The following is a 22,802-nucleotide window of genomic DNA, read 5'->3' as shown; positions in this document are numbered from 1 at the left end:
CGCTTTGGGAATTTAATAAGATACGAACATGTTACAGCCAAAAAGAACAAAGTTCAGGAAGATGCAGAAGGGCCGTATGAAAGGCAACGCTACCCGCGGGTCAGAGTTGGCTTTCGGTTCGTTCGGCATCAAATCAATGGAGCCGGCATGGATCACGAGCCGTCAGATCGAAGCAGCCCGTATCGCCGTAACCCGCTACATGAAACGGGAAGGACAGGTATGGATACGCATTTTTCCGGATAAGCCCGTAACCAAAAAGCCGGCCGAAGTACGGATGGGTAAAGGTAAGGGTGCTCCTGAATATTGGGTGGCGGTAGTGCGCCCAGGCCGGATGCTTTTTGAGGCAGAAGGGGTTCCCTTGGAAGTGGCCAAGGAAGCATTACGCCTTGCCGCACAGAAGTTGCCTGTTCAAACGAAGTTTGTAATACGTAGGGACTACGAGCAAGCATAATCGCAAGCTGGCGCTGTCTGCCATTGGTCTTGCCGCCGTTACCGGCAAGCCGCCTCGGGGTTCTAACCGTGGAAATACGCTGATGGAGGCATCCAGTAAAACAATAGATAACAATGAAAAATTCAGAAATCGTAGAATTGTCAACTGAGGATTTAGTAGCCAGAATCGCTGAAGAGAAGGCTGCCCTCACCAAATTGAAGTTTGCACATGCTGTTTCGGCGATAGAGAATCCTAACCGGATTAAATACACACGCAAAGCCATTGCGCGCCTGTTGACCGAATTGACAAAACGCAAGCATGCCGAAAAGGCAGCTCGCGAAGCCAACGAAACAGCCGCTGAGGCATAAAAGCAACGTCGGAAATGGAAAGAAATTTAAGAAAAACAAGGATCGGCTTGGTAGTGAGCAATAAAATGGACAAGTCTATCGTGGTGGCCGTGGAACGTAAAGTGAAACACCCCATCTACGGTAAGTTCGTAAAGAAAACTACCAAATTTAAAGCTCATGACGAGAACAACACGTGCGGTATCGGCGACACAGTGTTGATTATGGAGACGCGTCCGCTGAGTAAGACCAAAAATTGGCGATTAGTGGAAATTTTAGAAAGGGCTAAGTAACATGGTACAGCAGGAATCAAGACTCAATGTTGCCGACAATAGCGGTGCTAAAGAAGTGTTAGTCATCCGTGTGTTGGGCGGTACGGGCAAGCGTTATGCTTCGATCGGTGATAAAATCGTTGTAACCGTAAAAAGTGCATTGCCCGCTGGAAACGTAAAAAAGGGAACGGTTACCAAAGCAGTCGTCGTTAGAACGAAGAAGGAAATCCGCCGTAAGGACGGCTCATATATCCGTTTCGATGACAATGCTGCTGTATTGTTAAATAATCAGGATGAACCTCGCGGAACGCGTATTTTTGGCCCGGTTGCACGGGAATTGCGTGAAAAGCAGTTCATGAAAATCGTATCATTAGCACCGGAGGTATTGTAATCATGGGACAGACAAAGACATCGACACATAAGATTAAGATCCGCACGGGCGATCAGGTAAAAGTGCTTTCGGGTAATTCGAAAGGCGCTGAAGGTAAGGTGTTGCAAGTGTTCATAGCAGAGAACAGGGCTGTCGTAGAGGGCGTAAACATGGTGAAGAAACACACCAAGCCCAGTGCGGCTAACCCTAATGGTGGAATCATCGAAAAGGAAGCGCCTATTCACATTTCTAACCTTGCTTTAATTGATCCGAAAAGCGGCAAACCAACCCGCGTTGGTCGTAAAGTGGTGGAAGTAAACGACAAGAAAAAAATCGTTCGCGTAGCGAAAAAATCAGGGGAGGTAATTGACTAATGGCATATACACCAAGATTAAAAGCGAAGTATAGGGATGAAATCCGTACCGCGCTTAAGGAGAAGTTCCAATATAAAAGCGTCATGCAGGTTCCCAAGCTTGAAAAAATAGCGGTGAGCCAGGGCATTGGTGCGGCAACGGCCGACAAGAAATTAATCGACAATGCGATTAGTGAGCTGACTTTGATTACTGGACAGCAAGCGGTCGCAACGAAATCCAAAAAAGACGTATCCAATTTCAAACTACGTAAAGGAATGCCTATCGGTGTTAGGGTAACGCTTCGCGATAGCAAGATGTACGAGTTTCTTGACCGTTTGGTTGCTGTTGCACTTCCGCGGATACGCGATTTCCGTGGAATCAACGATAAAGGATTCGATGGCAGGGGAAATTACACCTTAGGTATAACCGAGCAAATCATTTTCCCGGAGATCGACATCGACAAAATCAACAAGATCCAAGGGATGGATATCACGTTCGTGACCAGCGCAAAGACTGATGTGGAAGCGCTGGAACTGTTGAAGCAGTTTGGATTACCGTTCAAAAATCAAAATACAACAATTAATGGCTAAAGAAGGAATTAAAGCACGTGAGGCTAAGCGCGCCAAATTGGTGGCTAAGTATGCAGAGAAGCGCGCTGCACTGAAAGCAGCAGGTGATTATGCCGCACTGGATAAGCTGCCTAAGAATGCTTCTCCTGTCCGCTTGCATAACCGCTGCAAATTGACCGGCCGTCCGAGGGGCTATATGCGCCAGTTCGGTATTTCTCGGGTTACTTTCCGTGAAATGGCGGTTGCAGGGAAAATCCCAGGTGTGACGAAAGCGTCTTGGTAGCGGCTACGGTCAGTTTGCCGGTCGTCACGATCTGGTGACCGATTAATTATGCCTGCTCAAGAATAGCAAAACAGAATATTAACCGATAGTAGGTCTGGAAGCCACTGTGGCGAAAAGAAACCGCTATCACAATGATCATAATTGATGAATACAGATCCAATAGCGGATTACCTTACCCGAGTAAGGAATGCCATTAAGGCCAACCATAGGGTTGTTGAAATTCCTGCATCGAATCTCAAGAAAGAGATTACTAAAGTACTTTTTGACAAGGGTTACATTGCGAACTATAAGTTCGACGACGATACCGTACAAGGCACCATTAAGATTGCATTGAAGTATAATCCGGTGAGCAAGGTATCGGCTATCCGTACCTTGAAGCGTGTGAGTAAACCAGGTCTGAGGAAATATGCGGGAGTGGACAGCATGCCACGTGTGTTGAATGGTTTGGGAATAGCCATTCTATCCACTTCAAAAGGAGTGATGACCGACAAAGAGGCCCGTGTCCAAAATGTCGGCGGCGAAGTTTTATGTTACGTATATTAATCAGGAGGAACACACAACATGTCAAGAATTGGAAAAGCGCCTATCGCCATACCCGCTGGGGTGACGATTACCGTTTCAGACAAAAACTTAGTGACGGTAAAAGGACCGAAAGGTGAATTGACGCAGCAGGTGGATCAGGATATTGCGGTTGCACAAGAAGATGGTCAATTGCTGGTAAAGCGCCCTACGGAACAAAAAAGACACAAGGCACTTCACGGCCTGTACCGCTCGCTCCTAAACAATATGGTTGTTGGGGTGACTGAAGGTTATAAAACAACGCAAGAGCTGGTCGGTGTCGGATACCGCGCAAGCGCACAGGGCAGTACGCTGGACCTCACACTCGGCTTTTCTCACCAAGTGGTACTCATTCTTCCCAAGGAAGTAAAAGTATCTACTACGGCAGAGAAGGGAAAGAATCCGACCATTACGTTGGAGTCTATCGACAAGCAGTTGCTGGGGCAAGTGGCCGCAAAGATCCGTTCGCTGCGTGCTCCGGAACCATATAAAGGAAAAGGTATTAAATTTGCTGGCGAGCAATTGCGCAGGAAAGCTGGTAAGTCAGCAGCTAAAAAGTAATAACCATTATGGCAGGAAATAAAGTATCGCGTAGAGAACGCATCAAACAAGGGATTAGGAAGCGTATTTCCGGATCAACCGAGCGTCCGCGCTTGTCTGTATACAGGAGCAATAAGGGTATTTATGCCCAAGTGATTGATGACAAAGCTGGGATAACCTTGGTTTCGGCGTCGTCTTTGGCTAAGGATTTTTCAGTGTCAGGTAACAAAGTTGAACAGTCAAAAGCTGTGGGCAAGTTGATCGCAGAAAAAGCGTTGGCTGCAGGAATTAGTAAAGTAGTTTTTGACCGCAATGGGTACCTATACCATGGCCGGGTAAAGTCCCTCGCTGATGGCGCCCGGGAAGCTGGTTTAGATTTTTAATCAATCAAGAGCATGTCTTTAAGCAATATAAAACGAGTAAAATCCAGCGAGATCGAATTAAAGGATCGCTTGGTAAGTATCCAACGTGTAGCCAAGGTAACCAAGGGCGGCCGTACATTCAGCTTTTCTGCTATCGTGGTAGTGGGCGATGAAAACGGTGTGGTGGGCTATGGCCTCGGCAAAGCGAAGGAAGTGACGGAAGCGATCACCAAAGGGATTGACGACGCAAAGAAGAACCTCATTAAGGTGCCCATTATCAAAGGTACGGTGCCGCACGAGCAAAACGGCAAATACTCTGGAGGTAATGTCTTGATTAAGCCTGCGGTACACGGTACAGGTGTTTTGGCCGGCGGAGCGATGCGTGCGGTGTTGGAAAGCGCCGGAGTAACCGACGTACTGGCGAAATCATTGGGTTCATCTAACCCGCACAACGTGGTGAAAGCAACCATTGATGCATTGCTAAAAATGCGTGACGCTTATACCGTGGCGCAACACCGCGGTGTAGATTTGAATAAGGTATTTAACGGATAACTATCATGGCAAAGATCAGAATCACTCAAATTAAGAGCATCATCGATAGGAGCGAACGGCAGAAGCGGACCATGAAGGCCCTTGGCTTGCGCAAGATCAATCACACGGTGGAAATGGAGGCGACCCCATCCATTATCGGAATGGTGCGCAAGGTAAATCACCTTGTGGCAATAGAACAAGTATAACATACGTTTAATCGTTGTACCTGTATAGTGAAAGCGAAGGTACAGCACAACAATTAGTTTCAAAGATGAACTTAAGTAATCTAAAACCAGCAGCGGGATCAGTAAAGACCAGGAAACGTATTGGCCGTGGTACCGGTTCCGGCCGTGGTGGCACGTCCACCCGCGGGCATAAGGGAGCACAATCGCGATCTGGTCACAGCACCAAGATCGGGTTTGAAGGCGGACAAATGCCTTTGCAACGGCGTGTACCTAAATTCGGTTTCAAGAACCCGAACCGCGTGGAGTATGTAGGGATCAATTTGGATGTGTTGCAGGGCTTGGTCGAGAAATTTAATCTTTCTGCCATAGATTTCGATACGCTTAAGTCGCATGGCTTGGTTTCAAAAAATGATTTGGTGAAGATTTTAGGTCGGGGGGAGTTAACGTCCAAGATCGAAGTAAAGGCTCACGCATTTTCGGCCACAGCACAGCAAGCGATTGAAGCAGCAGGAGGCTCGATTGTAAAACTTTAATACATGAAGAAGCTAATCACAACCTTGACCAATATTTGGAAGATCGATGATCTAAGGACGCGTATCTTGAATACGCTTTTATTTCTTTTGATCTATCGGGTGGGATGTCATATCGTATTGCCAGGGGTCAATCCCGCCGCGCTTCAGCATGAAGCCAAGGAGGGTCTGTTGGGCTTGCTGGATATGTTTGCCGGCGGATCGTTTTCTCGTTCCGCAATATTTGCGTTGGGAGTGATGCCTTATATTTCGGCTTCAATCGTGGTTCAGCTTCTCGGGATAGCCGTACCTTACTTTCAAAAACTGCAGAAAGAGGGGGAGAGCGGACGGAAAAAGATGAACCAGATCACGCGCTATCTTACTCTCGCAATCACACTGGTGCAGTCTGTTGCGTACGTGCGCACCCAGATCGACGGCGGAGCAAAGATGATCGCTGATCCGATGTTTACGATTTTATCGGCGTTCGTTTTGACAGCGGGAACCATGTTTGTGATGTGGCTTGGAGAAAAAATCACTGACAAGGGTATCGGCAATGGCATCTCTTTGATTATTATGGTAGGGATCATTGCGCAGTTGCCGAGCGGCATTACCGCAGAGTGGTTTTCCAGGATGAGTACAGGTGGCGGTGGCCCGATTCCACTATTGTTGGAGTTTGTCGCACTGTTCTTTGTAGTTATCTTTACCATACTTATTGTGCAAGGTGTTCGCAAGATACCTGTGCAATACGCGAAAAAAATTGTCGGCAACAAGCAGTATGGAGGGGTTCGCCAGTATATACCGCTTAAAGTTAATGCAGCTGGTGTTATGCCCATTATTTTCGCGCAAGCTATCATGTTTGTGCCAATGAGCCTAAGTCAGTTTTTCCCTAACCTGCAGTCGCCATTTTTAACATCGTTGAGCAATTACACCTCTGTAGCGTATAATGTAACGTTTGCTATTCTGATCATCGCATTTACGTTTTTCTATACGGCCATCATGGTCAATCCACAACAGATGTCTGAAGACATGAAGAAGAATGGTGGTTTCATACCCGGAGTTAAGCCGGGCCAGGCAACCAACTTTTATATTGACAGTGTGATATCCAAAATCACATTGCCGGGAGCAATTTTCTTGGCTATCATTGCGATATTGCCGGCGATAGCCAGCCTTTTTGGTGTAAATAATCAATTTGCCCACTTCTATGGGGGTACGTCTTTGCTCATCTTGGTTGGTGTGGTGCTGGATACCCTTCAGCAAATCGAAAGCCATTTGCTGATGCGCCATTATGATGGCCTGATGAAGACTGGCCGTATCAAAGGACGTACGCCGGTGGCCTCTGGCCCCAGCCAATCGGTTATATAGCCTTCATGTCTAAGGTTTATTACAAGTCCACAGAAGATATCGAACAACTGCGAAAGTCAGCAAATGTGCTTTCGCAGTTGCTTGGTGAGATAGCTAAGCAAATCCGGCCGGGTATCACCACCCTTTCTTTGGATAGGTTGGCATATGAATATATCCACGATCATGGCGGGCGCCCAGCTTTTCTGGATTACAATGGTTTTCCCAATTCATTGTGTATCTCGGTAAACGATCAGGTGGTGCATGGCATCCCCGGTAAGTACGAACTCCGCGAGGGTGATATCGTGTCGGTTGACGGGGGCGTAGAGCTGAATAGTTTTATCAGCGATTCCGCGTATACCTTTGCGGTGGGCGAGGTGCTACCAGAAGTGAAACAGCTGTTGCGCGTAACCTTGGAATCTTTGGATCTGGGGATTGAACAAGCGGTTGCGGGAAAACGGGTAGGCGACATTGCTTATGCGGTACAAGAGCATGTGAGCCGATATGGTTATGGTATCGTCCGTGAGTTGGTCGGCCATGGTGTGGGCTATAAATTGCATGAGAAGCCGGAAATACCAAATTATGGCAAGCGGGGATCCGGCTCAAAGCTTGAGGAAGGCTTGGTAATCTGTATCGAACCCATGATCAATATGGGGAAAGCAGGCGTCAAGTTTTGGGATGATGGTTGGACGGTAAGCTCGGTTGACGGTAAGCCTTCCGCACATTATGAACACATGGTCGCCGTACATAAAGGTAGACCGGATGTCTTAACTACTTTTTCGTATATTGAAGAAGTTTTGGGTAAAAAGAATTGATATTCATTTTTTTTTTCTTATCTTTGCATCCCTGTTGTGCAGAGGTATAATTAGATAATAATCAAGACTATATGGCTAAACAAGCCTCGATTGAGCAAGATGGAGTCATTAAAGAGGCACTTTCAAATGCCATGTTTCGCGTAGAACTGGAAAATGGGCATGAGATTATCGCCCACATATCTGGCAAAATGCGAATGCATTATATCAAGATCTTACCCGGAGACCGGGTAAAACTGGAAATGTCGCCTTACGATTTGTCAAAAGGCAGGATAACGTATCGGTATAAGTAATAAGTTAAAATAGAAACGGGCCTTAGAGGCGTTGCTTCGGTAAGAAGCTTGTCAGCGTTTAGGCGAAATATAAAGATTATGAAAGTCAGAGCATCCATCAAAAAGCGTAGCGCGGATTGCAAGATTATCCGCCGCAAGGGTAAGGTATTTGTAATTAATAAAAAGAACCCTAAATATAAGCAACGTCAAGGGTAATGGAATTTAGATTACAGAATTTAGATTGACGATGCCTTCAGAAACGCTTCGGTAGTCATCAATCTAAAATCGTAAATCGTAGAACGTAAATTTTCAAACATTATATGGCAAGGATTTCAGGTATAGATTTACCGAAAAACAAACGGGGCGAAATCGGTCTCACATACATTTACGGCGTCGGCCGTTCGACAGCCCAGCGTATTTTGGACAAAGCCGGCATCGATTACGATGTGAAAGTTCAGGATTGGAATGACGATCAGTTGACGGCTATTCGTAACGTCATCAACGAGGAGATCAAGGTAGAAGGAGCGCTCCGTTCGGAGGTTCAATTGAATATCAAGCGGTTGATGGATATCGGTTGTTACCGTGGTCTTCGTCATCGCAAGCACCTTCCTGTTCGCGGCCAGCGTACGAAGAACAATTCGCGGACACGTAAAGGGAAGCGTAAGACCGTTGCAAACAAGAAAAAAGCTACTAAATAATAATTGAGAAGAGACAATGGCTAAGAGTAAAAAAGTAAGCAAAAAGCGTGTTGTGGTGATCGAACCGGTTGGTCAGGCACACATTAACGCTACGTTCAATAATATTATTGTTACGCTTACCAACAATCAGGGGCAAACGATCTCGTGGTCAAGTGCCGGCAAAATGGGCTTCAGGGGATCAAAGAAAAACACTCCTTACGCTGCTTCTCAAGCGGCTTCTGACTGTGGCAAGGTAGCTCATGATCTTGGATTGCGCAAGGTGGAGGTGTTTGTGAAAGGGCCTGGCGCTGGACGAGAATCAGCTATCCGCACATTGGCCAACTCAGGAATTGAGGTAACGGCTATTAGGGATATAACGCCGTTGCCACACAATGGTTGCCGCCCCCCGAAACGCAGGAGAGTATAATACACATAATTTTTAAAGCTAAGATTCTTCAGCTATAGGCTGAACGATACTTTAAAACCAACAACAATATGGCGAGATACACAGGACCTACGTCCAAAATAGCCCGTAAATTCAGGGAACCGATTTTTGGGCCAGACAAAGCATTAGAACGAAAAAACTATCCTCCGGGACAGCATGGGATGTCCAAAAGGCGCGGCAAGCAATCAGAGTATGCTGTGCAGCTGCTTGAGAAGCAGAAGGCGAAATACACATATGGTGTACTGGAACGCCAGTTCGCCAACCTATTTGCCAAGGCCTCTTCCAAGCATGGTATCACAGGTGAAGTCTTCTTGAAGTTGCTGGAGGCCCGTTTGGACAACACAGTTTATCGTTTGGGCATTGCATCGACTCGTGCTGCTGCTCGTCAGCTGGTCGGCCACAAGCACATTACAGTGAACGGAGAAGTGGTTAATATTCCGTCTTACAGCCTCCGCCCTGGTGATATTGTGGCGGTGCGGGAGCGCTCAAAATCGCTTGAATCCATTACCAATGCTGTTGCCGGCCGCAAGATCAATAAGTTTAGCTGGCTGGAGTGGGATGCAAACGAATTGACCGGCAAGTTCCTTAATTATCCGGAACGCACTGAGATCCCTGAGAACATCAAAGAAAACTTAATTGTCGAGTTGTACTCGAAATAAGTAACACGCAGGAGAAGCATAGCCTTTGGGGTTATGCTATTCTTGCTGTATAGCAATTTTGTAACAAACATTAAGAATAAATAAATGGCAATCTTAGCATTTCAACGACCTGATAAAGTTATCATGCAGAAATCGACGGATTTCGATGGCACGTTTGAATTTCGGCCATTGGAACCCGGTTTCGGTGTGACCATCGGTAATGCTTTACGCCGTATTCTACTGTCCTCATTGGAAGGATATGCAATTACGTCGGTTCGTTTCTCAGGTGTATCGCATGAGTTTTCTACCATCAAGGGTGTTGTGGAAGACGTCACCGAGATCATTCTGAACTTGAAACAGGTACGTTTCAAGAAGACTGGCGAAATGGGCGATTCCGAAAAGGTTTTCATGGTAATCAACGGACAGGATCAACTGACCGCGGGAGACATAACCAAATTCTCCACTAATTTTACGGTATTGAATCCGGATTTGGTGATTTGCAACATGGAAAGCTCCATTACCCTTGAATTGGAAGTTAACGTAGGAAAGGGACGCGGGTATGTTAACGCAGAGGAAAATAAAGTAGTTGATGGTCCCGTGGGCTTAATCGCCGTGGATTCTATTTTTACACCGATTAAGAACGTTAAATATACCATCGAGAATTATCGTGTAGAACAAAAGACCGACTACGAAAAATTGTTGCTCGATATTTCAACAGATGGATCTATCCATCCGGAGGATGCACTGAAGGAAGCGGCTAAGATCCTGATTCAACATTTCATGTTGTTTTCTGATGAGAATATGCTCCTGGAATCGCAGGCAAAGGAAGAGACAAAGGTGGTGGATGAGGAAATTCTGCATATGCGCAAAATACTGAAAACCGAACTGGTGGACTTAGATTTGTCTGTGCGCGCGCTTAACTGTCTGAAAGCAGCTGATATTCGTACGCTCGCCGAGTTGGTCACCTACGATGTGGCAGATATGCTTAAATTCAGGAACTTTGGTAAAAAATCCCTGAGCGAAATCCAGGAATTGGTTAAGTCTAAAGGCTTGTCATTTGGTATGAATTTAGCCAAGTACAAACTGGACGAAGAATAAAAAAAGTTAGCGACCTGTTGCATAATTCCCCTTTGATTCCTTGTTTCCTAAGGTTTATTCAAAAAAGGACGGTATGCACAAATTTTAAAATCAAATGAGACACGGAAAAAAATTTAACCATTTAGGCCGCACAGCAAGTCATCGTAAAGCGATGTTATCAAACATGGCCACTTCGCTGATTAAGCACAAGCGTATCACGACTACATTGGCCAAGGCGAAGGCACTGCGTCAGTATGTGGAGCCCCTGATTACTAAATCGAAGGATGACACGACGCATTCCCGCCGTACGGTATTCAGTTACTTGCAGGATAAAGAAGCAGTGACCATTCTTTTTCGCGAGATTTCCGAAAAGGTAGCGAATCGTCCGGGTGGTTACACCCGCATCATCAAGCTAGAAAACCGTTTGGGCGACAATGCCGAAATGGCGTTTATCGAGTTGGTAGATTATAACGAAATATACAAGAAAGACGGAGTTGCTACCGAACGGAAGTCGACCCGACGACGTGGTGGCAAGAAGAAAGCAGGCGCGGGTGCCCCGGCTGCGGATAACACCACCGGCGAAGCGGCGGTCGCCGAAGTAGCGGAAACCGAAGCGCCTGCAGTAGCCGAGCAACCGGCTGCCGAAGCGGACGATTTGCAAGAAAAGACCGAAAAAACGGACGAAACTCCAACAGAACGCAAAAAAGAGGACTAACACGATTAGTTCGTTAATGAGTTAAACCCGTTTTTATCCGAAAACGGGTTTTTTTATATATAGATTTTTTAACTTTATCGATAAAGATGAACCTATTTGACGTATACCCGATTAATCCCGTGGAAATAGCAAAAGCGGCGGGAAGTACGGTTTGGGATGCCAACGGGAACGAATACCTCGACTTGTATGGAGGGCACGCCGTTATTTCCATCGGTCATACCCACCCGCACTATGTAAAACGCATAGCCGAACAATTGAACCGGATCGGCTTCTATTCCAACTCTGTGGAGATTCCCCTTCAGGTTCAATTGGCGAGCGCGTTGGGCAGCATGTCCGGCAAAGACGATTATCAGCTGTTTCTATGCAATTCGGGGGCTGAAGCTAACGAAAATGCTTTAAAGTTAGCCTCGTTTCATAATGGGCGCAAGAAAGTGATCGCTTTCCATGGCTCGTTCCACGGGCGGACCTCGCTAGCGGTCGCCGCCACGGATAATCCCAAAATTGTGGCACCTGTAAACCAGACCGCTAACGTGATCTTTCTTCCGCATAACGATGTGGAAGCGTTGGAGCAGGTCTTTAGGGAGCAAGGGGAGGAAGTCTCTTCCGTCATCATTGAAGGTATACAGGGGGTAGGTGGGGTAAGGGTCGCCTCCGACGAATTTCTTCGAAAGATTAGGGAGCTTACGACAGCCTACGGGGCGTTATTTATTGCCGATGCGGTACAATGTGGATATGGCCGCACGGGTAGATTTTATTCGCACGACCACGCGGGAGTTAGTGCCGATATTTACAGTATGGCCAAGGGAATGGGTAATGGTTTTCCGATAGGGGCGATTTCCATATCGCCTGCGGTAAAGCCGTCTTATGGTATGCTCGGCACTACTTTTGGAGGCAACCACCTGGCATGCGCGGCTGCGTTGGCCGTCTTGGAGGTCATGGGCGAAGAAATGTTGATGCAGAACGCTGCAGAAGTAGGAGCCTATATTATCGGTGAGTTGCAGCACTTTGACCGCATTCGTGAGGTGCGTGGAAAAGGTTTGATGATCGGCATCGACCTGCCCGATGAGTTAGCAGCGGTCAAGAAGAATTTATTGGTCAAAAACCGTATCTTCACGGGCGAATCAAAACCGAATGTAATTCGGTTGCTTCCGGCGCTGAATATTTCAAAGAGGCATGCAGACCGTTTTCTTGAAGCGTTGGAGGAAAGGCTGAAAGAACTTTAACGTGATCAGTTGGGTATAACGGACAATTTGGATTGCCGTCACAGAAAGGCATGAGGGCGATAAAACAAGTAATTTTCGAATGAAACAGTTTTTTTCGGTAGCGGATGTGATTGATCTATCCGGCATAGTTGATGAGGCGTTGCGCCTGAAGCGCGAACCATTTGCTTATTCGAATTTGGGCAAGCGGAAAACCTTGGGGCTGGTATTTCTAAACCCAAGCTTACGTACACGCCTAAGCACACACAAGGCAGCCGCCAACTTGGGCATGGATGTCATGGTCATGAATATGGACAAAGACGGCTGGGCGCTTGAAACACGTGACGGCGTGGCTATGGATGGCACAACGGTAGAGCATATCCGGGAAGCTGCCGCGGTAATGGGCCAATATTGCGATATCCTCGGAATACGCTCATTTCCAAAACTGGTAGACCAAGAGGAAGACTATAGTGAGGACTTGTTTGGAAAGTTTATCCGGTTTTGCGGGGTGCCGGTCATCAGTTTGGAAAGTGCTACGCGACATCCGTTGCAAAGCCTTACTGACCTGATCACCATCCGCGAGCATTGGAAGGATGATCGAAAGCCCAAGGTTGTAATGGCTTGGGCTCCACACGTAAAAGCGTTGCCGCAAGCTGTGCCCAATTCGTTTGCCGAATGGATGTGCCGGGCGCAGGCGGAAAATATCCTCGACTTTACTATCGCGCATCCCGCCGGATATGAACTTTCCAGTGTATTTACTCAGGGAGCTACGGTCAAGTATGCGTTGGACGACGCATTGGAAGGCGCAGATTTTATATATGTGAAGAATTGGTCGTCTTTCAAAGATTATGGCAAAATCCATTCCGTACGCGAGCAGTGGATGCTTGATCAAGGTAAGCTGGAGCTTACCAATCAGGCCAAGGTCATGCATTGCTTACCCGTGAGGCGGGATGTCGAGCTGGCCAGCGAAGTGCTGGACGGACCACAGTCACTGGTAATCGAGGAAGCAGGAAACCGTGTATGGGCAGCCCAAGTGGTATTGAAACGGATGCTCGATGAACTGACCACTCTTAATCAATTGTAGTACCATGGCGGCAAAGATGTGGATAGTTAAAATCGGCGGTAATATTATCGACCACTCCGAAGGGTTAAGTCGTTTTCTCGAGCACTTCGCAAACCTGCGCGGGAATAAGATCTTGGTGCACGGAGGTGGAAAAATTGCCACGCGGACGGCTGCCGATCTGGGTATTGAGGCGGTGTTGGTGGAGGGGCGGCGTATTACGGACGAGGCTATGCTGCGTGTCGTAACCATGGTGTATGCTGGGTTGACCAACAAGCAGTTGGTAGCAGGGTTGCAAGCTCGTGGCTGCAACGCGATCGGCCTCAGCGGGGCGGACGGTAATACCATTAAAGCAGAGCGGCGCCCCGTGAAAGAAATTGACTACGGATTTGTCGGTGACTTGTGGCCCGGTTCGGTCGATGCCGACGCCATAGCCACACTTGTTGCCGGTGGCTTTACGCCTGTCTTTTCAGCAATTACGCATGACGGCCGTGGGCAGTTGCTTAATACCAATGCCGACACAATCGCCTCGGCATTGGCCGTTGCTTTGTCCGCAAAATATGACACATCATTGGTGTACTGTTTCGAGAAGCGAGGGGTATTGCGTAATATTCAAGACGATAATTCCGTTATACCCGAAATACGGGCCGCGGAATTTGAGCAACTGAAGATGTCGGGTGTCATCGCCGACGGCATGGTGCCCAAACTACATAATGCTTTTCAAGCCATCGCCCGAGGGGTAAGTGAGGTGTGCATCGGCCATGCCGATGAGCTTTGCTTGCTGCGCCAACAGCAATTTGGCACCAGGATGATAAGGTGAGATTTATTTACGACTTACGACTAACAAAATGAATAAAATAACCATCATTGGAAGCGGCAATATCGGGCTTTCGTTGGCAAAAGGCTTGGTAAGCAAAGCGTATTGCAAGGCTGAGGATATCACTTTGACGCGCAGAAGCCTTCGATCACTCAGTGATGAGGCTGCCAAGGGATTCAAGGTGAGCGATAATAACAAAGTTGCCATCTATAATGCCGACGTCATCGTACTGGCCGTCCTTCCACAGCAATTGAAAAGCGTATTGGAAGAAATTGCCCCTGCGGTTTCACCGGAAAAGCAAATCGTTGTGTCGGTAGTATCGGGGGTCACCTGTGCTGACGTGCGCGATAAACTGGGCAACAACATGCAGGTAATCCGGGCGATGCCGAACACCGCCATTGCCATCGGCCAGTCAATGACCTGCATCGCAACCGACAATGCATCCGATGAGCAGCTGGAGCGAGTAACCAAGATGTTCGAGACCGTAGGTGCCGTCGTGACCATCAATGAGGATCTGATGACTTCAGCGACGGCCCTATGCGCGTGTGGAATCGCATTTTTCCTCCGTAGCATCCGCGCAGCATCACAGGGTGGTGTCGAGATCGGATTCCATGCGCATGACGCATTGAAAATGGCCGTGCAAACGGCCAAGGGAGCCGCTGATTTACTGCTACAGACCCGAAGCCACCCAGAGGGAGAGATTGACAAAGTAACATCGCCAAAGGGTTGTACCATTGCCGGATTGAATGAGATGGAGCACAATGGATTCAGCTCGGCCTTCATCAAGGGAATTAAGCTTTCGGCACTCAAAGCTGGAGGACTGTATAATGATTAGCGTTTAGATCTTGAGCTACCGAACGGCTATAAATCTGAAACTAAAAATCGTCACGTTGAAATGACAGAAAAACTTACTGAAGATAGCGTTTCGCTGTTGCGCGACCTCATCCGTATTCCTTCCTTCAGCAAGGAGGAAAATCAAACCGGCGATGCAATCGAACGGTTTCTGCAGCAGCGTGGCGTTAGAACCTATCGTAAGCTGAACAATGTGTGGGCGTACAACAAGTTTTATGATCCGTCCAAACCCACTATCCTGCTCAATTCTCATCATGATACTGTGAAACCCAATACGGGTTACACGCGCAATCCGTTTTCGCCCGACATGGGGGATGGAAAACTGTTTGGCTTGGGAAGCAATGATGCCGGTGGATGTCTTGTATCGTTAATTGCTGCTTTTTTGCACTTTTTCCCGCAAGAAGGTCTCCGCTATAATTTTTGTCTTGCTGCAACTGCGGAGGAGGAGATTTCCGGCACAAACGGACTTGAACTTGTTGTCCCTGATCTCGGTCCGTTGGCATTTGCTATTGTGGGGGAGCCAACGTTGATGCACTTGGCAGTTGCCGAACGGGGACTCATGGTGCTTGATTGCACAGCCCATGGCAAAGCTGGGCATGCTGCGCGCGAGGAAGGAGATAATGCCATCTATAAAGCGCTGCGGGATATTGAATGGTTTATCAGCTACCGCTTTCCCCGGGAATCTGAGGAATTCGGTCCGATTAAGATGAGTGTTACCGTCATCCACGCGGGCTCGCAGCACAACGTGGTTCCAGCGTCGTGCGAGTTTGTGGTGGATATCCGGGTAACCGATGCTTATCGCAATGAAGAAGTGCTGGAGATTATCCGTAAGCACGTAAGCTGTGAAGTAAAGCCCCGTTCTGTAAGACTGAAACCATCATCTATTCCGAAAGATCACCCCATTGTACAGGCGGGTATTGCCCTGGGTCGCACTACCTATGGGTCTCCGACGACCAGCGATCAAGCGCTGCTGGATATTCCATCGCTGAAGCTAGGGCCGGGCGATTCTGCCCGTTCACACATGGCGGACGAGTTTATTTATATCGACGAAATAGGCGAAGGTATTCGCCTATACATCGCCATATTAGATAAGGTGGTGAAAGGAAACTGATTCCGGTAGCGATCCGAAGAACATCAGTTTTCAATAATCGGGTATACCCGGACGTAGTCTATCTCCATGGTGGCTGGGAAAATCTCATCGTCTACACCTTCGATGCCGCCCCAGTTTCCGCCGACTGCTATGTTGATAAGCCAGTGGAATTTTTTATCAAATGGCCATACATGGAATCCGGTGCCTTCATTGGTGAAGCTGAAGATTTGTGTGCCATCAACAAATCCGCGTATATATGTGGGCGTCCAATCTACTCGGTAAGTATGAAATGCTGTTGTTGCACGTTCAATTTTTTTTTTGGCGGTTTTCTGGGTGCCAATTGCATGATTATATGCGGCCGTATGGACACTGATGTGAATCACATCCTCATCGTGGCCCACATGTTCAAGGATGTCGATCTCGCCGGATGCGGGCCATGCGCCGTACTCCCAGTCAGTGGGTAGCATCCATACCGCAGGCCATGTACCACGCCCTGGAGGTACTTTTGCGCGCACCTCAAACCTACCATATAAGAAATCGGCTTTGCCGCGGCTTACCAGCCTTGCAGAAGTATAGTTAAAGCCCTCGTATTCTTCTTTTACGGCAGTGATCTTTAAAACCCCATCCGCCACACGGGCGTTCTCCGGCCGTTTCTCGGTGTAATATTGCAGCTCATGATTACCCCAGCCGTTGTTTTGTGAACCCACATCATATTCCCATTTTTCATCATCGGGCAATCCGTCGTAGTCAAATTCGTCCGCCCAGGATGGCGTGCTGGCAAAGGTATATTCTTTTGGCTGTGGCGGTTTGGGTGTAGGATTATTCGGTGCCGCAGTGTCTTTTCCATGCGTAAGGAGAAGCAGCGGAATCAAAAAAAAGCTTGTCATGCAATAATCATTTTTGTTACCTAAGGCGGTCCGGCATTGGTCCGACGAGTTTATTCGGCAACAAAGGTAAGGATAATTGCATAGTTTAAGCATTTTGAGTAGGTTTGTATCAGATACACTATTAACAAGCAGTTTGCATGGCTCAATTCGCACTTAGGCTGATATTGGGTTTATTGGTTTTGCCGTTCGTTGTGGCAGTGCCTGTCTTTTCCCAAGATCAGGTTTCCATTATTCCCCAGCCCAGTACATTGGAAATCCGTGAAGGAACCTTTGTGTTTCCTGCGGTCACATCGCTCTATGCATTCGAACCGTTTATGGAAGTAGCTTCAGTGTTGTCAGAGCATCCATACACCAGTTTTTCAGCCGTCGAACGTATCCGATCACACAGACGTATCCCGGAAACCGGCGTGCGGCTTATACAGGCCCGTGATATAGATCGGTTGCCCGTCAATGCCTATCGGCTGGAGGTCGACACCTCGGGAATCCAGATTACAGCCCATGGGCCTGCTGCCATGCTCCATGGGATATTTACCGTGCTGCAACTGTCCTATACATTGCCGAACGGGAGGGAGTTGCCGGCACTGTTGATCGAAGACAAACCAAGGTTTGGTTACCGCGGACTTCATCTCGACGCCTCGCGGCATTTTTATCCTGTGTCATTTCTGAAGAAATTCATTGACATCATGGCGCTTTACAAATTCAACACCTTTCATTGGCACCTCACGGACGGGCCGGGCTGGCGGTTGGAGATCAAGCGCTATCCCAAACTGACCCAAAAGGCGGCATGGCGGACGCATGTGGAGTGGCAGGATTGGTGGCAGAATGGGCGGCGGTACCTGGATGAAGGACACCCCAATGCCAGCGGAGGGTATTATACCCAAGAAGAGGCAAGGGACTTGGTTACTTATGCGGCACGGAAAGGAATCACCATTATACCGGAAATCGAAATGCTGGGGAATTCCGGTGAAGTGCTTGCGGTTTATCCTCAATTGTCATGCACGGGTACGCCGTACCGGCACCCCACGTTTTGCGTGGGCAATGAAGAAAGTTTTACCTTCGTGAGAAATGTATTGCAGGAAATCATTCCCATTTTCCCGTCTGAATATATTCATATTGGGGGAGAAGCAGTGGACAAGGAAGCTTGGAATACTTGCCCTAAATGTAAGGCATTGATGGAAAAAGAGGGATTGGAGGATGTAGAAGAATTGCAAGACTATGCCGTAAAACGCATTGGGCGTTTTCTGCAATCGCAGGGCAGAAAACTCATCGGATGGGATGCACTATTGGAGGGCGGGCCTCCGCCTTCAGCAGTCGTGATGAGTTGGCTCGACAGAGAAAGCGGCGTGCAAGCAGCAAATGCGGGACACGACGTAATCATAACAGCCCCCAGTAAAGAACCCGAAACAATCGGCGAAGATATACCCCTGAGGAGTGTATACGAATACGAACCGGTCAGCGGCATATCGGCCGATAAGCAGAAGCATGTCTTGGGGGCTCAAGGCAATGTATGGACGGAATACCTCCCTACACCAGCTCATGTAGAAAACATGGTGTTTCCGCGTGCTTTGGCGTTGGCTGAGGTCGCCTGGTCAGCACCCGAACGACGCAATTGGGACGATTTCGCAAAGCGCGTGCATCAGCACTATCTGTTGCTTCAGCGACTGGGTGTCAACTATCGCAGGCCTTCTTTCAACGTCGACCTCACCGTTGATTTCAACGCTGACACGCTGACGAATACTGTTTCGATGACGTCGGAGCAGCATAAGCTGGGCATTCGCTATACAACAGACGGTGAAGAACCCGATGCCAAATCACCGTTGTATACCAAGCCTATTGAACTGGCAGTCCCTGCTATCGTCAAAGCAGCTTATTTCATCGATTCGGCGCGTGTTGGACCGATTGCTGAAGCAAAGGCCGATATTCATAAAGCTATCGGCAAAAGCATCCAGTACCAAACGCCATGGGATACCTATGCCGCGCAGAAAGACAGTACACTCCTGAACGGACAGAAAGGCGGGAAACGTCCTGATGATGGGCAGTGGCAGGGCTTTTCAAATAATTTCGATGTGACTATCGATTTAGAACGCAGGGAAGCGATCAACTCAGTAGCTGTTGATTTCTTGCTCGATCCTGCAGCCAATGCACAGCTTCCGGGAGAGGTGAAGGTATTATTGTCCGACAATGGTAAAAATTTCAGGGAGGTGGGTACAGTGAGGGATGACGGGCCATCCGATAGCAGTATAAGGAAAGTCAAAACCTTCCAACTTGATTTTGACACCGTGCACACTGCAAGGTATGTGCGTGTGGTGGCTACCAATGTCCAAAATGCACTGTTGCTTACAGATGAGGTGGTGGTGTATTGACGGCTTATAGGCTTCAATTTACAGAAAAATCGTACCTTTGTTGTTAATTGAATACACTAACAGCCAGGGATGTTATCCAAAAAAACGAAATACGCGATTAAAGCGTTGATTGTTCTGGGCCGCAATTACGGCAGGGAACCCATGCAGATTGTGCGTATCGCCGAGGAAGAGCGCATCCCGAAGAAATTCCTCGAACAGATTTTGTTGGAGATGCGCAATGCTGGTATCCTTTATAGTAAAAAAGGGGCTGGTGGTGGCTATAGCCTCAATAAGGCGCCAGCGGATATCCGGTTGTCGCAGGTAATGCGGCTCATTGATGGCCCGATAGCGTTACTACCCTGCGTAAGTCTAAATTTCTACCGAAGCTGCGACGAGTGTAAGTCGGAAGAGGTGTGCGGCATCCGCGACACCTTTGTTGACGTGCGGAACGCCATGCTGCAAATTCTCAACGACACCAGTATTGCAGATATCATCAATAAAGAAAAGCGGTTGTCGCTGGGTATGTAAAAACATTTATCTGGATCAAAACGTTTCTTCCCTTAATGAAGCCTATCTGGAAATTGGGCCTTGGCATCGCCGCTGGCTTGCTGGTCTTTTTCGTAATTGCCAATTGGTATGTAAGCCATCGATGGGTGCCGCGGCTGGAGACGCAATTGGAAGCCTTAGTGGCTTCGGAAACAGATGGCTTGTACCGATTAGCTTATGACAGCCTTAGGGTATCGCTGTTTACGGGGAGCGCGGAGGCAACAACTGTGCAGCTTATTCCCGATACCGCCGCCCGGAATACCGTGTATGATATTCGTATTGGGCGTCTGCAAGTAAAAGGGGCGGGGTTGCTGCGGTTGCTCTTTTCAGGCAAAGTATCAATCAACACCGTGGTCATCGATAAGCCGACAGTGCGCTTGATCCTAGGTGGCCAATCAGACACGGCAAACGCCGACACAGCAAATGAATCTTTTTTCGAACGCCTCCAACACACGCTAAATGGGACACGGGTAAAGCACATAGTTTTGAACGAAGGGCAACTGGCGCTTACAGCTCGGAATGATGCGACACGCTTGCTAATAGACCAGATGGACGTAACAATCGGAGATCTCCGCATTGATTCGGTAGCTTGGCGCGATACCACGCGACTGTATTACGCTAAGAATATGGAAGTGGACGCAAGGAACGTTAGCTATACAAGGGGCGATAGCTTGTACCGCCTCCGTTTGAAAGCATTGAAAATGAGCATGGCGCAACGGGAGCTGCTGATACGGGATCTCCAGTACGGGCTGACGGTGAGCAAAGCGGCATTTTACCGGCAAGTGGGCCTGGCGGAGGACATTGCGGATGTAAACATAGAATCGGTAAGGCTGGAGGCTATCGATGCAGCGCAATGGACCGCCCAGGGGCTACTTGCCGCCGGCGCGCTACACATTGATAGCGGAGCCATTTCGATTTATAAGGACAAGCTACAGCCTAATCCGCCGGAAAATAAAATCGGCAAGTCGCCCCACCAGCAACTGATGAGTTGGGAGCAGCGGATAAGAATCGACTCAGTGCGTTTAGGAGCACTAGATATCCGGTTTACAGAGGTGAGCGATCAAACGGGAAAGGCGGGATCAGTGACGTTCGAACAGACAGAGGCCATGATCCGTAATGTAACGAATGACACCGTTGGGTTGAGGCACAACCGGTTTCTGACGTTTGATGCGAGATCAAAGGTGATGGGGGCGGGCGACTTGTCTGTCAGTTTCCGTTTTGATCTGCTAGATAGCCTCGGCGGGCATACTTATGAGGCCGAGCTTGGGCCGATGAATGGAAATGCATTCAACCGCATGCTAACCCCGCATCTGAACGTGGAGGTGGAGCATGCTGACATCCAATCGATGCGCTTAGAGATGAAAGCTGACGACCGACGCACCGAAGGCACGTTACAATTCGATTATCAGGGGCTGAAAGTAAACCTCTTGGAAGGCTCTGGCCGCAATGCCGGCGAAAGGAAATCGGTGGTTTCTTTCTTCGCAAACCGGTTTTTGCTGAATGATAGCAACCCTGACGCCAATGGTGTGTACCACACCGGTACGGTTTACATTTCCCGCCCGGAAACGTTTTCCTTCTTCAAGATGATCTGGCGCAGTATCCGCGAAGGGACGAAAGCGTGCATCGGCCTTGGAGATTAGCGGATCGTTGCTGGCAAAGCAATCCCGAACTTTGATCCAAGGGCTTCCAGGCTCTCGACCACTTTGCCCGCCAAGGGTATGCCCTGCTTTTTGCGTTGGTGCATAGCTTGATATTCCGGCTCTCCGGGGATGATGACCCCCTGCTCGGGATTGACACGCCGGGCGTTTTTAAAGCGGGTGATCCATTGGTCAATATGGATTTTAAACTCGGCAACCGGCCGGAAGCCGTCTACGCGCATAGCACCTACAAAGTGGCCTATTCCTTGCCCTGGTTGATCAGCCAAAGGCTGAAGGTATGCTACGAATGGCGGTACCCAAGGGCCATAGTTTGCGCCCGATAATACCCCAGACAGGATGTCTACCGTGGCTGAGAGGGCGAACCCTTTGTGGCTGCCGCGCCCGTACTCGCTTCCTAAGGGCAGCAGCGCCCCGCCGGCCGTAACGGCATTAGGGTCCGTGGTTGGTTTTCCATCCGGTGTGAGCGCCCAGCCTTCCGGGATAGGAACGTTCATCCGCTGGGCAATTTCCAGTTTGCCGTTTGCCGCCGCGGAAGTAGCCATGTCTACCACTACAGGTGGGTATTGACCTGCCGGAAAGGCGTAGCATACCGGGTTGGTGCCCAAGAGACGTTCGGATGAAAAGGTGGGCGCCACAAGGGGGCTGGCGTTGGTCATGGCATAGCCGATCATGTCGTGCTGCACCGCTTTCAATGCATGATAGGCGGCAATGCCAAAGTGATTGGAATTTCGGATGGCCACCCAGCCGGAGCCATATTGCCGGGCTTTCTCCAAGGCGATATCCATGGCGTATGGTGCAACAACCAGCCCAAGGCCGCGGTCGCCATCGAGTGTAGCCGTTGTGGGCGTTTCATGTGCCACGCGAATACTGGGCGTGGGATTGAGCCGACCGTTTTCCCACAGCCGCACATACCCGCTTAGGCGGGCCACACCATGCGAATCAATGCCACGGAGGTCGGCCGAAAGAAGTACATCTGCCGCCAGTGCTGCGTCAGCGTCCGGGCAGCCAATCGATTTAAAGACTTCATGGGTAAACGCACGCAACTGCTGCTCAGTAATTTTCATTTAGTAG

The 22,802-nt window shown here is 48.6% G+C and carries 32 protein-coding genes; 30 read left to right on the top strand and 2 right to left on the bottom strand.

Annotation, left to right across the window (positions count from 1 at the left end; genetic code table 11):
* Positions 1–28 precede the first annotated feature (28 nt).
* From rplP to ACFOET_RS20595, 27 genes are all read left to right on the top strand, one after another.
* Positions 29–451 (top strand): 50S ribosomal protein L16, encoded by a 423-nt coding sequence (gene rplP / locus ACFOET_RS20725; RefSeq protein WP_379026305.1) that lies wholly within the window; start codon positions 29–31, stop codon positions 449–451.
* Between the two features lie 113 nt (positions 452–564).
* On the top strand, positions 565–798 hold the full coding sequence (gene rpmC, locus ACFOET_RS20720) for a 50S ribosomal protein L29 (protein WP_379026303.1): 234 nt from the start codon (positions 565–567) through the stop codon (positions 796–798).
* Between the two features lie 14 nt (positions 799–812).
* Entirely contained in the window at positions 813–1,067 is a 255-nt protein-coding gene (gene rpsQ, locus ACFOET_RS20715; RefSeq protein ID WP_079714792.1) for a 30S ribosomal protein S17, read from the top strand.
* A gap of 1 nt (position 1,068) precedes the next feature.
* Entirely contained in the window at positions 1,069–1,437 is a 369-nt protein-coding gene (gene rplN, locus ACFOET_RS20710; protein ID WP_379026300.1) for a 50S ribosomal protein L14, read from the top strand.
* 2 nt (positions 1,438–1,439) lie between these two features.
* Positions 1,440–1,790 carry a 50S ribosomal protein L24 gene (rplX, locus tag ACFOET_RS20705; protein ID WP_407951577.1) on the top strand — a complete coding sequence of 117 codons (351 nt, stop codon included), beginning with the start codon at positions 1,440–1,442 and terminating at the stop codon, positions 1,788–1,790.
* On the top strand, positions 1,790–2,359 hold the full coding sequence (gene rplE / locus ACFOET_RS20700; protein WP_379026298.1) for a 50S ribosomal protein L5: 570 nt from the start codon (positions 1,790–1,792) through the stop codon (positions 2,357–2,359). Before rplX ends, rplE begins: the two co-directional genes overlap by 1 nt.
* A complete protein-coding gene (gene rpsN, locus ACFOET_RS20695; RefSeq protein ID WP_379026296.1) occupies positions 2,352–2,621 on the top strand; it encodes a 30S ribosomal protein S14 in 270 nt (89 codons plus the stop codon). The genes rplE and rpsN overlap by 8 nt, the downstream gene beginning before the upstream one ends.
* Positions 2,622–2,765: 144 nt before the next feature.
* Positions 2,766–3,164 (top strand): 30S ribosomal protein S8, encoded by a 399-nt coding sequence (gene rpsH, locus ACFOET_RS20690; RefSeq protein WP_456320339.1) that lies wholly within the window; start codon positions 2,766–2,768, stop codon positions 3,162–3,164.
* Positions 3,165–3,182: 18 nt separating this feature from the next.
* Positions 3,183–3,740, top strand: coding sequence for a 50S ribosomal protein L6 (rplF, locus tag ACFOET_RS20685; protein WP_379026293.1), 558 nt, complete (start codon positions 3,183–3,185; stop codon positions 3,738–3,740).
* Positions 3,741–3,748: 8 nt separating this feature from the next.
* Positions 3,749–4,102 (top strand): 50S ribosomal protein L18, encoded by a 354-nt coding sequence (gene rplR, locus ACFOET_RS20680; protein ID WP_379026291.1) that lies wholly within the window; start codon positions 3,749–3,751, stop codon positions 4,100–4,102.
* A gap of 12 nt (positions 4,103–4,114) precedes the next feature.
* On the top strand, positions 4,115–4,633 hold the full coding sequence (gene rpsE / locus ACFOET_RS20675; protein ID WP_379026289.1) for a 30S ribosomal protein S5: 519 nt from the start codon (positions 4,115–4,117) through the stop codon (positions 4,631–4,633).
* A 5-nt stretch (positions 4,634–4,638) separates the two neighbouring features.
* Positions 4,639–4,818 (top strand): 50S ribosomal protein L30, encoded by a 180-nt coding sequence (gene rpmD / locus ACFOET_RS20670; RefSeq protein ID WP_379026287.1) that lies wholly within the window; start codon positions 4,639–4,641, stop codon positions 4,816–4,818.
* Between the two features lie 65 nt (positions 4,819–4,883).
* The gene (gene rplO / locus ACFOET_RS20665) at positions 4,884–5,330 is read left to right on the top strand and encodes a 50S ribosomal protein L15 (RefSeq protein WP_379026285.1); all 447 of its coding nucleotides are present in this window, start codon (positions 4,884–4,886) and stop codon (positions 5,328–5,330) included.
* Positions 5,331–5,333: 3 nt separating this feature from the next.
* Positions 5,334–6,668: a preprotein translocase subunit SecY gene (gene secY / locus ACFOET_RS20660; RefSeq protein WP_379026283.1), complete on the top strand. Its 1,335-nt coding sequence runs from the start codon at positions 5,334–5,336 to the stop codon at positions 6,666–6,668.
* Between the two features lie 5 nt (positions 6,669–6,673).
* Positions 6,674–7,459, top strand: coding sequence for a type I methionyl aminopeptidase (map, locus tag ACFOET_RS20655; RefSeq protein WP_379026281.1), 786 nt, complete (start codon positions 6,674–6,676; stop codon positions 7,457–7,459).
* A 71-nt stretch (positions 7,460–7,530) separates the two neighbouring features.
* Complete coding sequence (gene infA / locus ACFOET_RS20650; protein ID WP_379026279.1) at positions 7,531–7,749, top strand: translation initiation factor IF-1; 219 nt, start codon at positions 7,531–7,533, stop codon at positions 7,747–7,749.
* Between the two features lie 78 nt (positions 7,750–7,827).
* Positions 7,828–7,944 (top strand): 50S ribosomal protein L36, encoded by a 117-nt coding sequence (gene rpmJ / locus ACFOET_RS20645; RefSeq protein WP_038702005.1) that lies wholly within the window; start codon positions 7,828–7,830, stop codon positions 7,942–7,944.
* Positions 7,945–8,048: 104 nt separating this feature from the next.
* A complete protein-coding gene (rpsM, locus tag ACFOET_RS20640; RefSeq protein ID WP_379026276.1) occupies positions 8,049–8,426 on the top strand; it encodes a 30S ribosomal protein S13 in 378 nt (125 codons plus the stop codon).
* 16 nt (positions 8,427–8,442) lie between these two features.
* Positions 8,443–8,832, top strand: coding sequence for a 30S ribosomal protein S11 (gene rpsK / locus ACFOET_RS20635; protein ID WP_379026274.1), 390 nt, complete (start codon positions 8,443–8,445; stop codon positions 8,830–8,832).
* Positions 8,833–8,900: 68 nt separating this feature from the next.
* Entirely contained in the window at positions 8,901–9,509 is a 609-nt protein-coding gene (gene rpsD, locus ACFOET_RS20630) for a 30S ribosomal protein S4 (RefSeq protein WP_379026272.1), read from the top strand.
* Between the two features lie 84 nt (positions 9,510–9,593).
* Positions 9,594–10,586 carry a DNA-directed RNA polymerase subunit alpha gene (locus ACFOET_RS20625; RefSeq protein ID WP_379026270.1) on the top strand — a complete coding sequence of 331 codons (993 nt, stop codon included), beginning with the start codon at positions 9,594–9,596 and terminating at the stop codon, positions 10,584–10,586.
* Positions 10,587–10,680: 94 nt separating this feature from the next.
* Positions 10,681–11,280: a 50S ribosomal protein L17 gene (rplQ, locus tag ACFOET_RS20620; protein ID WP_379026268.1), complete on the top strand. Its 600-nt coding sequence runs from the start codon at positions 10,681–10,683 to the stop codon at positions 11,278–11,280.
* A gap of 86 nt (positions 11,281–11,366) precedes the next feature.
* Complete coding sequence (locus ACFOET_RS20615) at positions 11,367–12,503, top strand: aspartate aminotransferase family protein (RefSeq protein ID WP_379026266.1); 1,137 nt, start codon at positions 11,367–11,369, stop codon at positions 12,501–12,503.
* Positions 12,504–12,582: 79 nt separating this feature from the next.
* Positions 12,583–13,563 (top strand): Rossmann-fold NAD(P)-binding domain-containing protein, encoded by a 981-nt coding sequence (locus ACFOET_RS20610; RefSeq protein ID WP_379026264.1) that lies wholly within the window; start codon positions 12,583–12,585, stop codon positions 13,561–13,563.
* A gap of 16 nt (positions 13,564–13,579) precedes the next feature.
* Entirely contained in the window at positions 13,580–14,359 is a 780-nt protein-coding gene (gene argB, locus ACFOET_RS20605; RefSeq protein ID WP_379026262.1) for an acetylglutamate kinase, read from the top strand.
* A 28-nt stretch (positions 14,360–14,387) separates the two neighbouring features.
* Positions 14,388–15,191 carry a pyrroline-5-carboxylate reductase gene (gene proC, locus ACFOET_RS20600; RefSeq protein ID WP_379026260.1) on the top strand — a complete coding sequence of 268 codons (804 nt, stop codon included), beginning with the start codon at positions 14,388–14,390 and terminating at the stop codon, positions 15,189–15,191.
* Between the two features lie 60 nt (positions 15,192–15,251).
* A complete protein-coding gene (locus ACFOET_RS20595; protein ID WP_379026258.1) occupies positions 15,252–16,319 on the top strand; it encodes a M20 family metallo-hydrolase in 1,068 nt (355 codons plus the stop codon).
* 23 nt (positions 16,320–16,342) lie between these two features.
* On the opposite strand, the gene ACFOET_RS20590 is transcribed toward ACFOET_RS20595, so the two are convergent.
* Positions 16,343–17,185, bottom strand: coding sequence for a glycoside hydrolase family 16 protein (locus ACFOET_RS20590; RefSeq protein WP_379026256.1), 843 nt, complete (start codon positions 17,183–17,185; stop codon positions 16,343–16,345).
* 137 nt (positions 17,186–17,322) lie between these two features.
* Between ACFOET_RS20590 and ACFOET_RS20585 the strand changes: the two genes are divergently transcribed.
* The 3 genes from ACFOET_RS20585 to ACFOET_RS20575 all read left to right on the top strand — a co-directional run bounded on the left by ACFOET_RS20585 (position 17,323) and on the right by ACFOET_RS20575 (position 21,713).
* The gene (locus ACFOET_RS20585) at positions 17,323–19,548 is read left to right on the top strand and encodes a glycoside hydrolase family 20 protein (RefSeq protein ID WP_379026254.1); all 2,226 of its coding nucleotides are present in this window, start codon (positions 17,323–17,325) and stop codon (positions 19,546–19,548) included.
* A 69-nt stretch (positions 19,549–19,617) separates the two neighbouring features.
* Entirely contained in the window at positions 19,618–20,055 is a 438-nt protein-coding gene (locus tag ACFOET_RS20580; protein WP_379026252.1) for an RrF2 family transcriptional regulator, read from the top strand.
* 35 nt (positions 20,056–20,090) lie between these two features.
* Positions 20,091–21,713: an AsmA family protein gene (locus ACFOET_RS20575; protein ID WP_379026250.1), complete on the top strand. Its 1,623-nt coding sequence runs from the start codon at positions 20,091–20,093 to the stop codon at positions 21,711–21,713.
* On the opposite strand, the gene ACFOET_RS20570 is transcribed toward ACFOET_RS20575, so the two are convergent.
* A complete protein-coding gene (locus ACFOET_RS20570; protein ID WP_379026248.1) occupies positions 21,710–22,795 on the bottom strand; it encodes an Ldh family oxidoreductase in 1,086 nt (361 codons plus the stop codon). The two genes, ACFOET_RS20575 and ACFOET_RS20570, sit on opposite strands and share 4 nt — an antisense overlap.
* Positions 22,796–22,802: the final 7 nt, after the last annotated feature.

This window comes from Parapedobacter deserti, from assembly GCF_042646065.1.
GTDB lineage: Bacteria > Bacteroidota > Bacteroidia > Sphingobacteriales > Sphingobacteriaceae > Parapedobacter > Parapedobacter deserti.
This window is presented reverse-complemented; position numbering and strand designations above follow the sequence as displayed.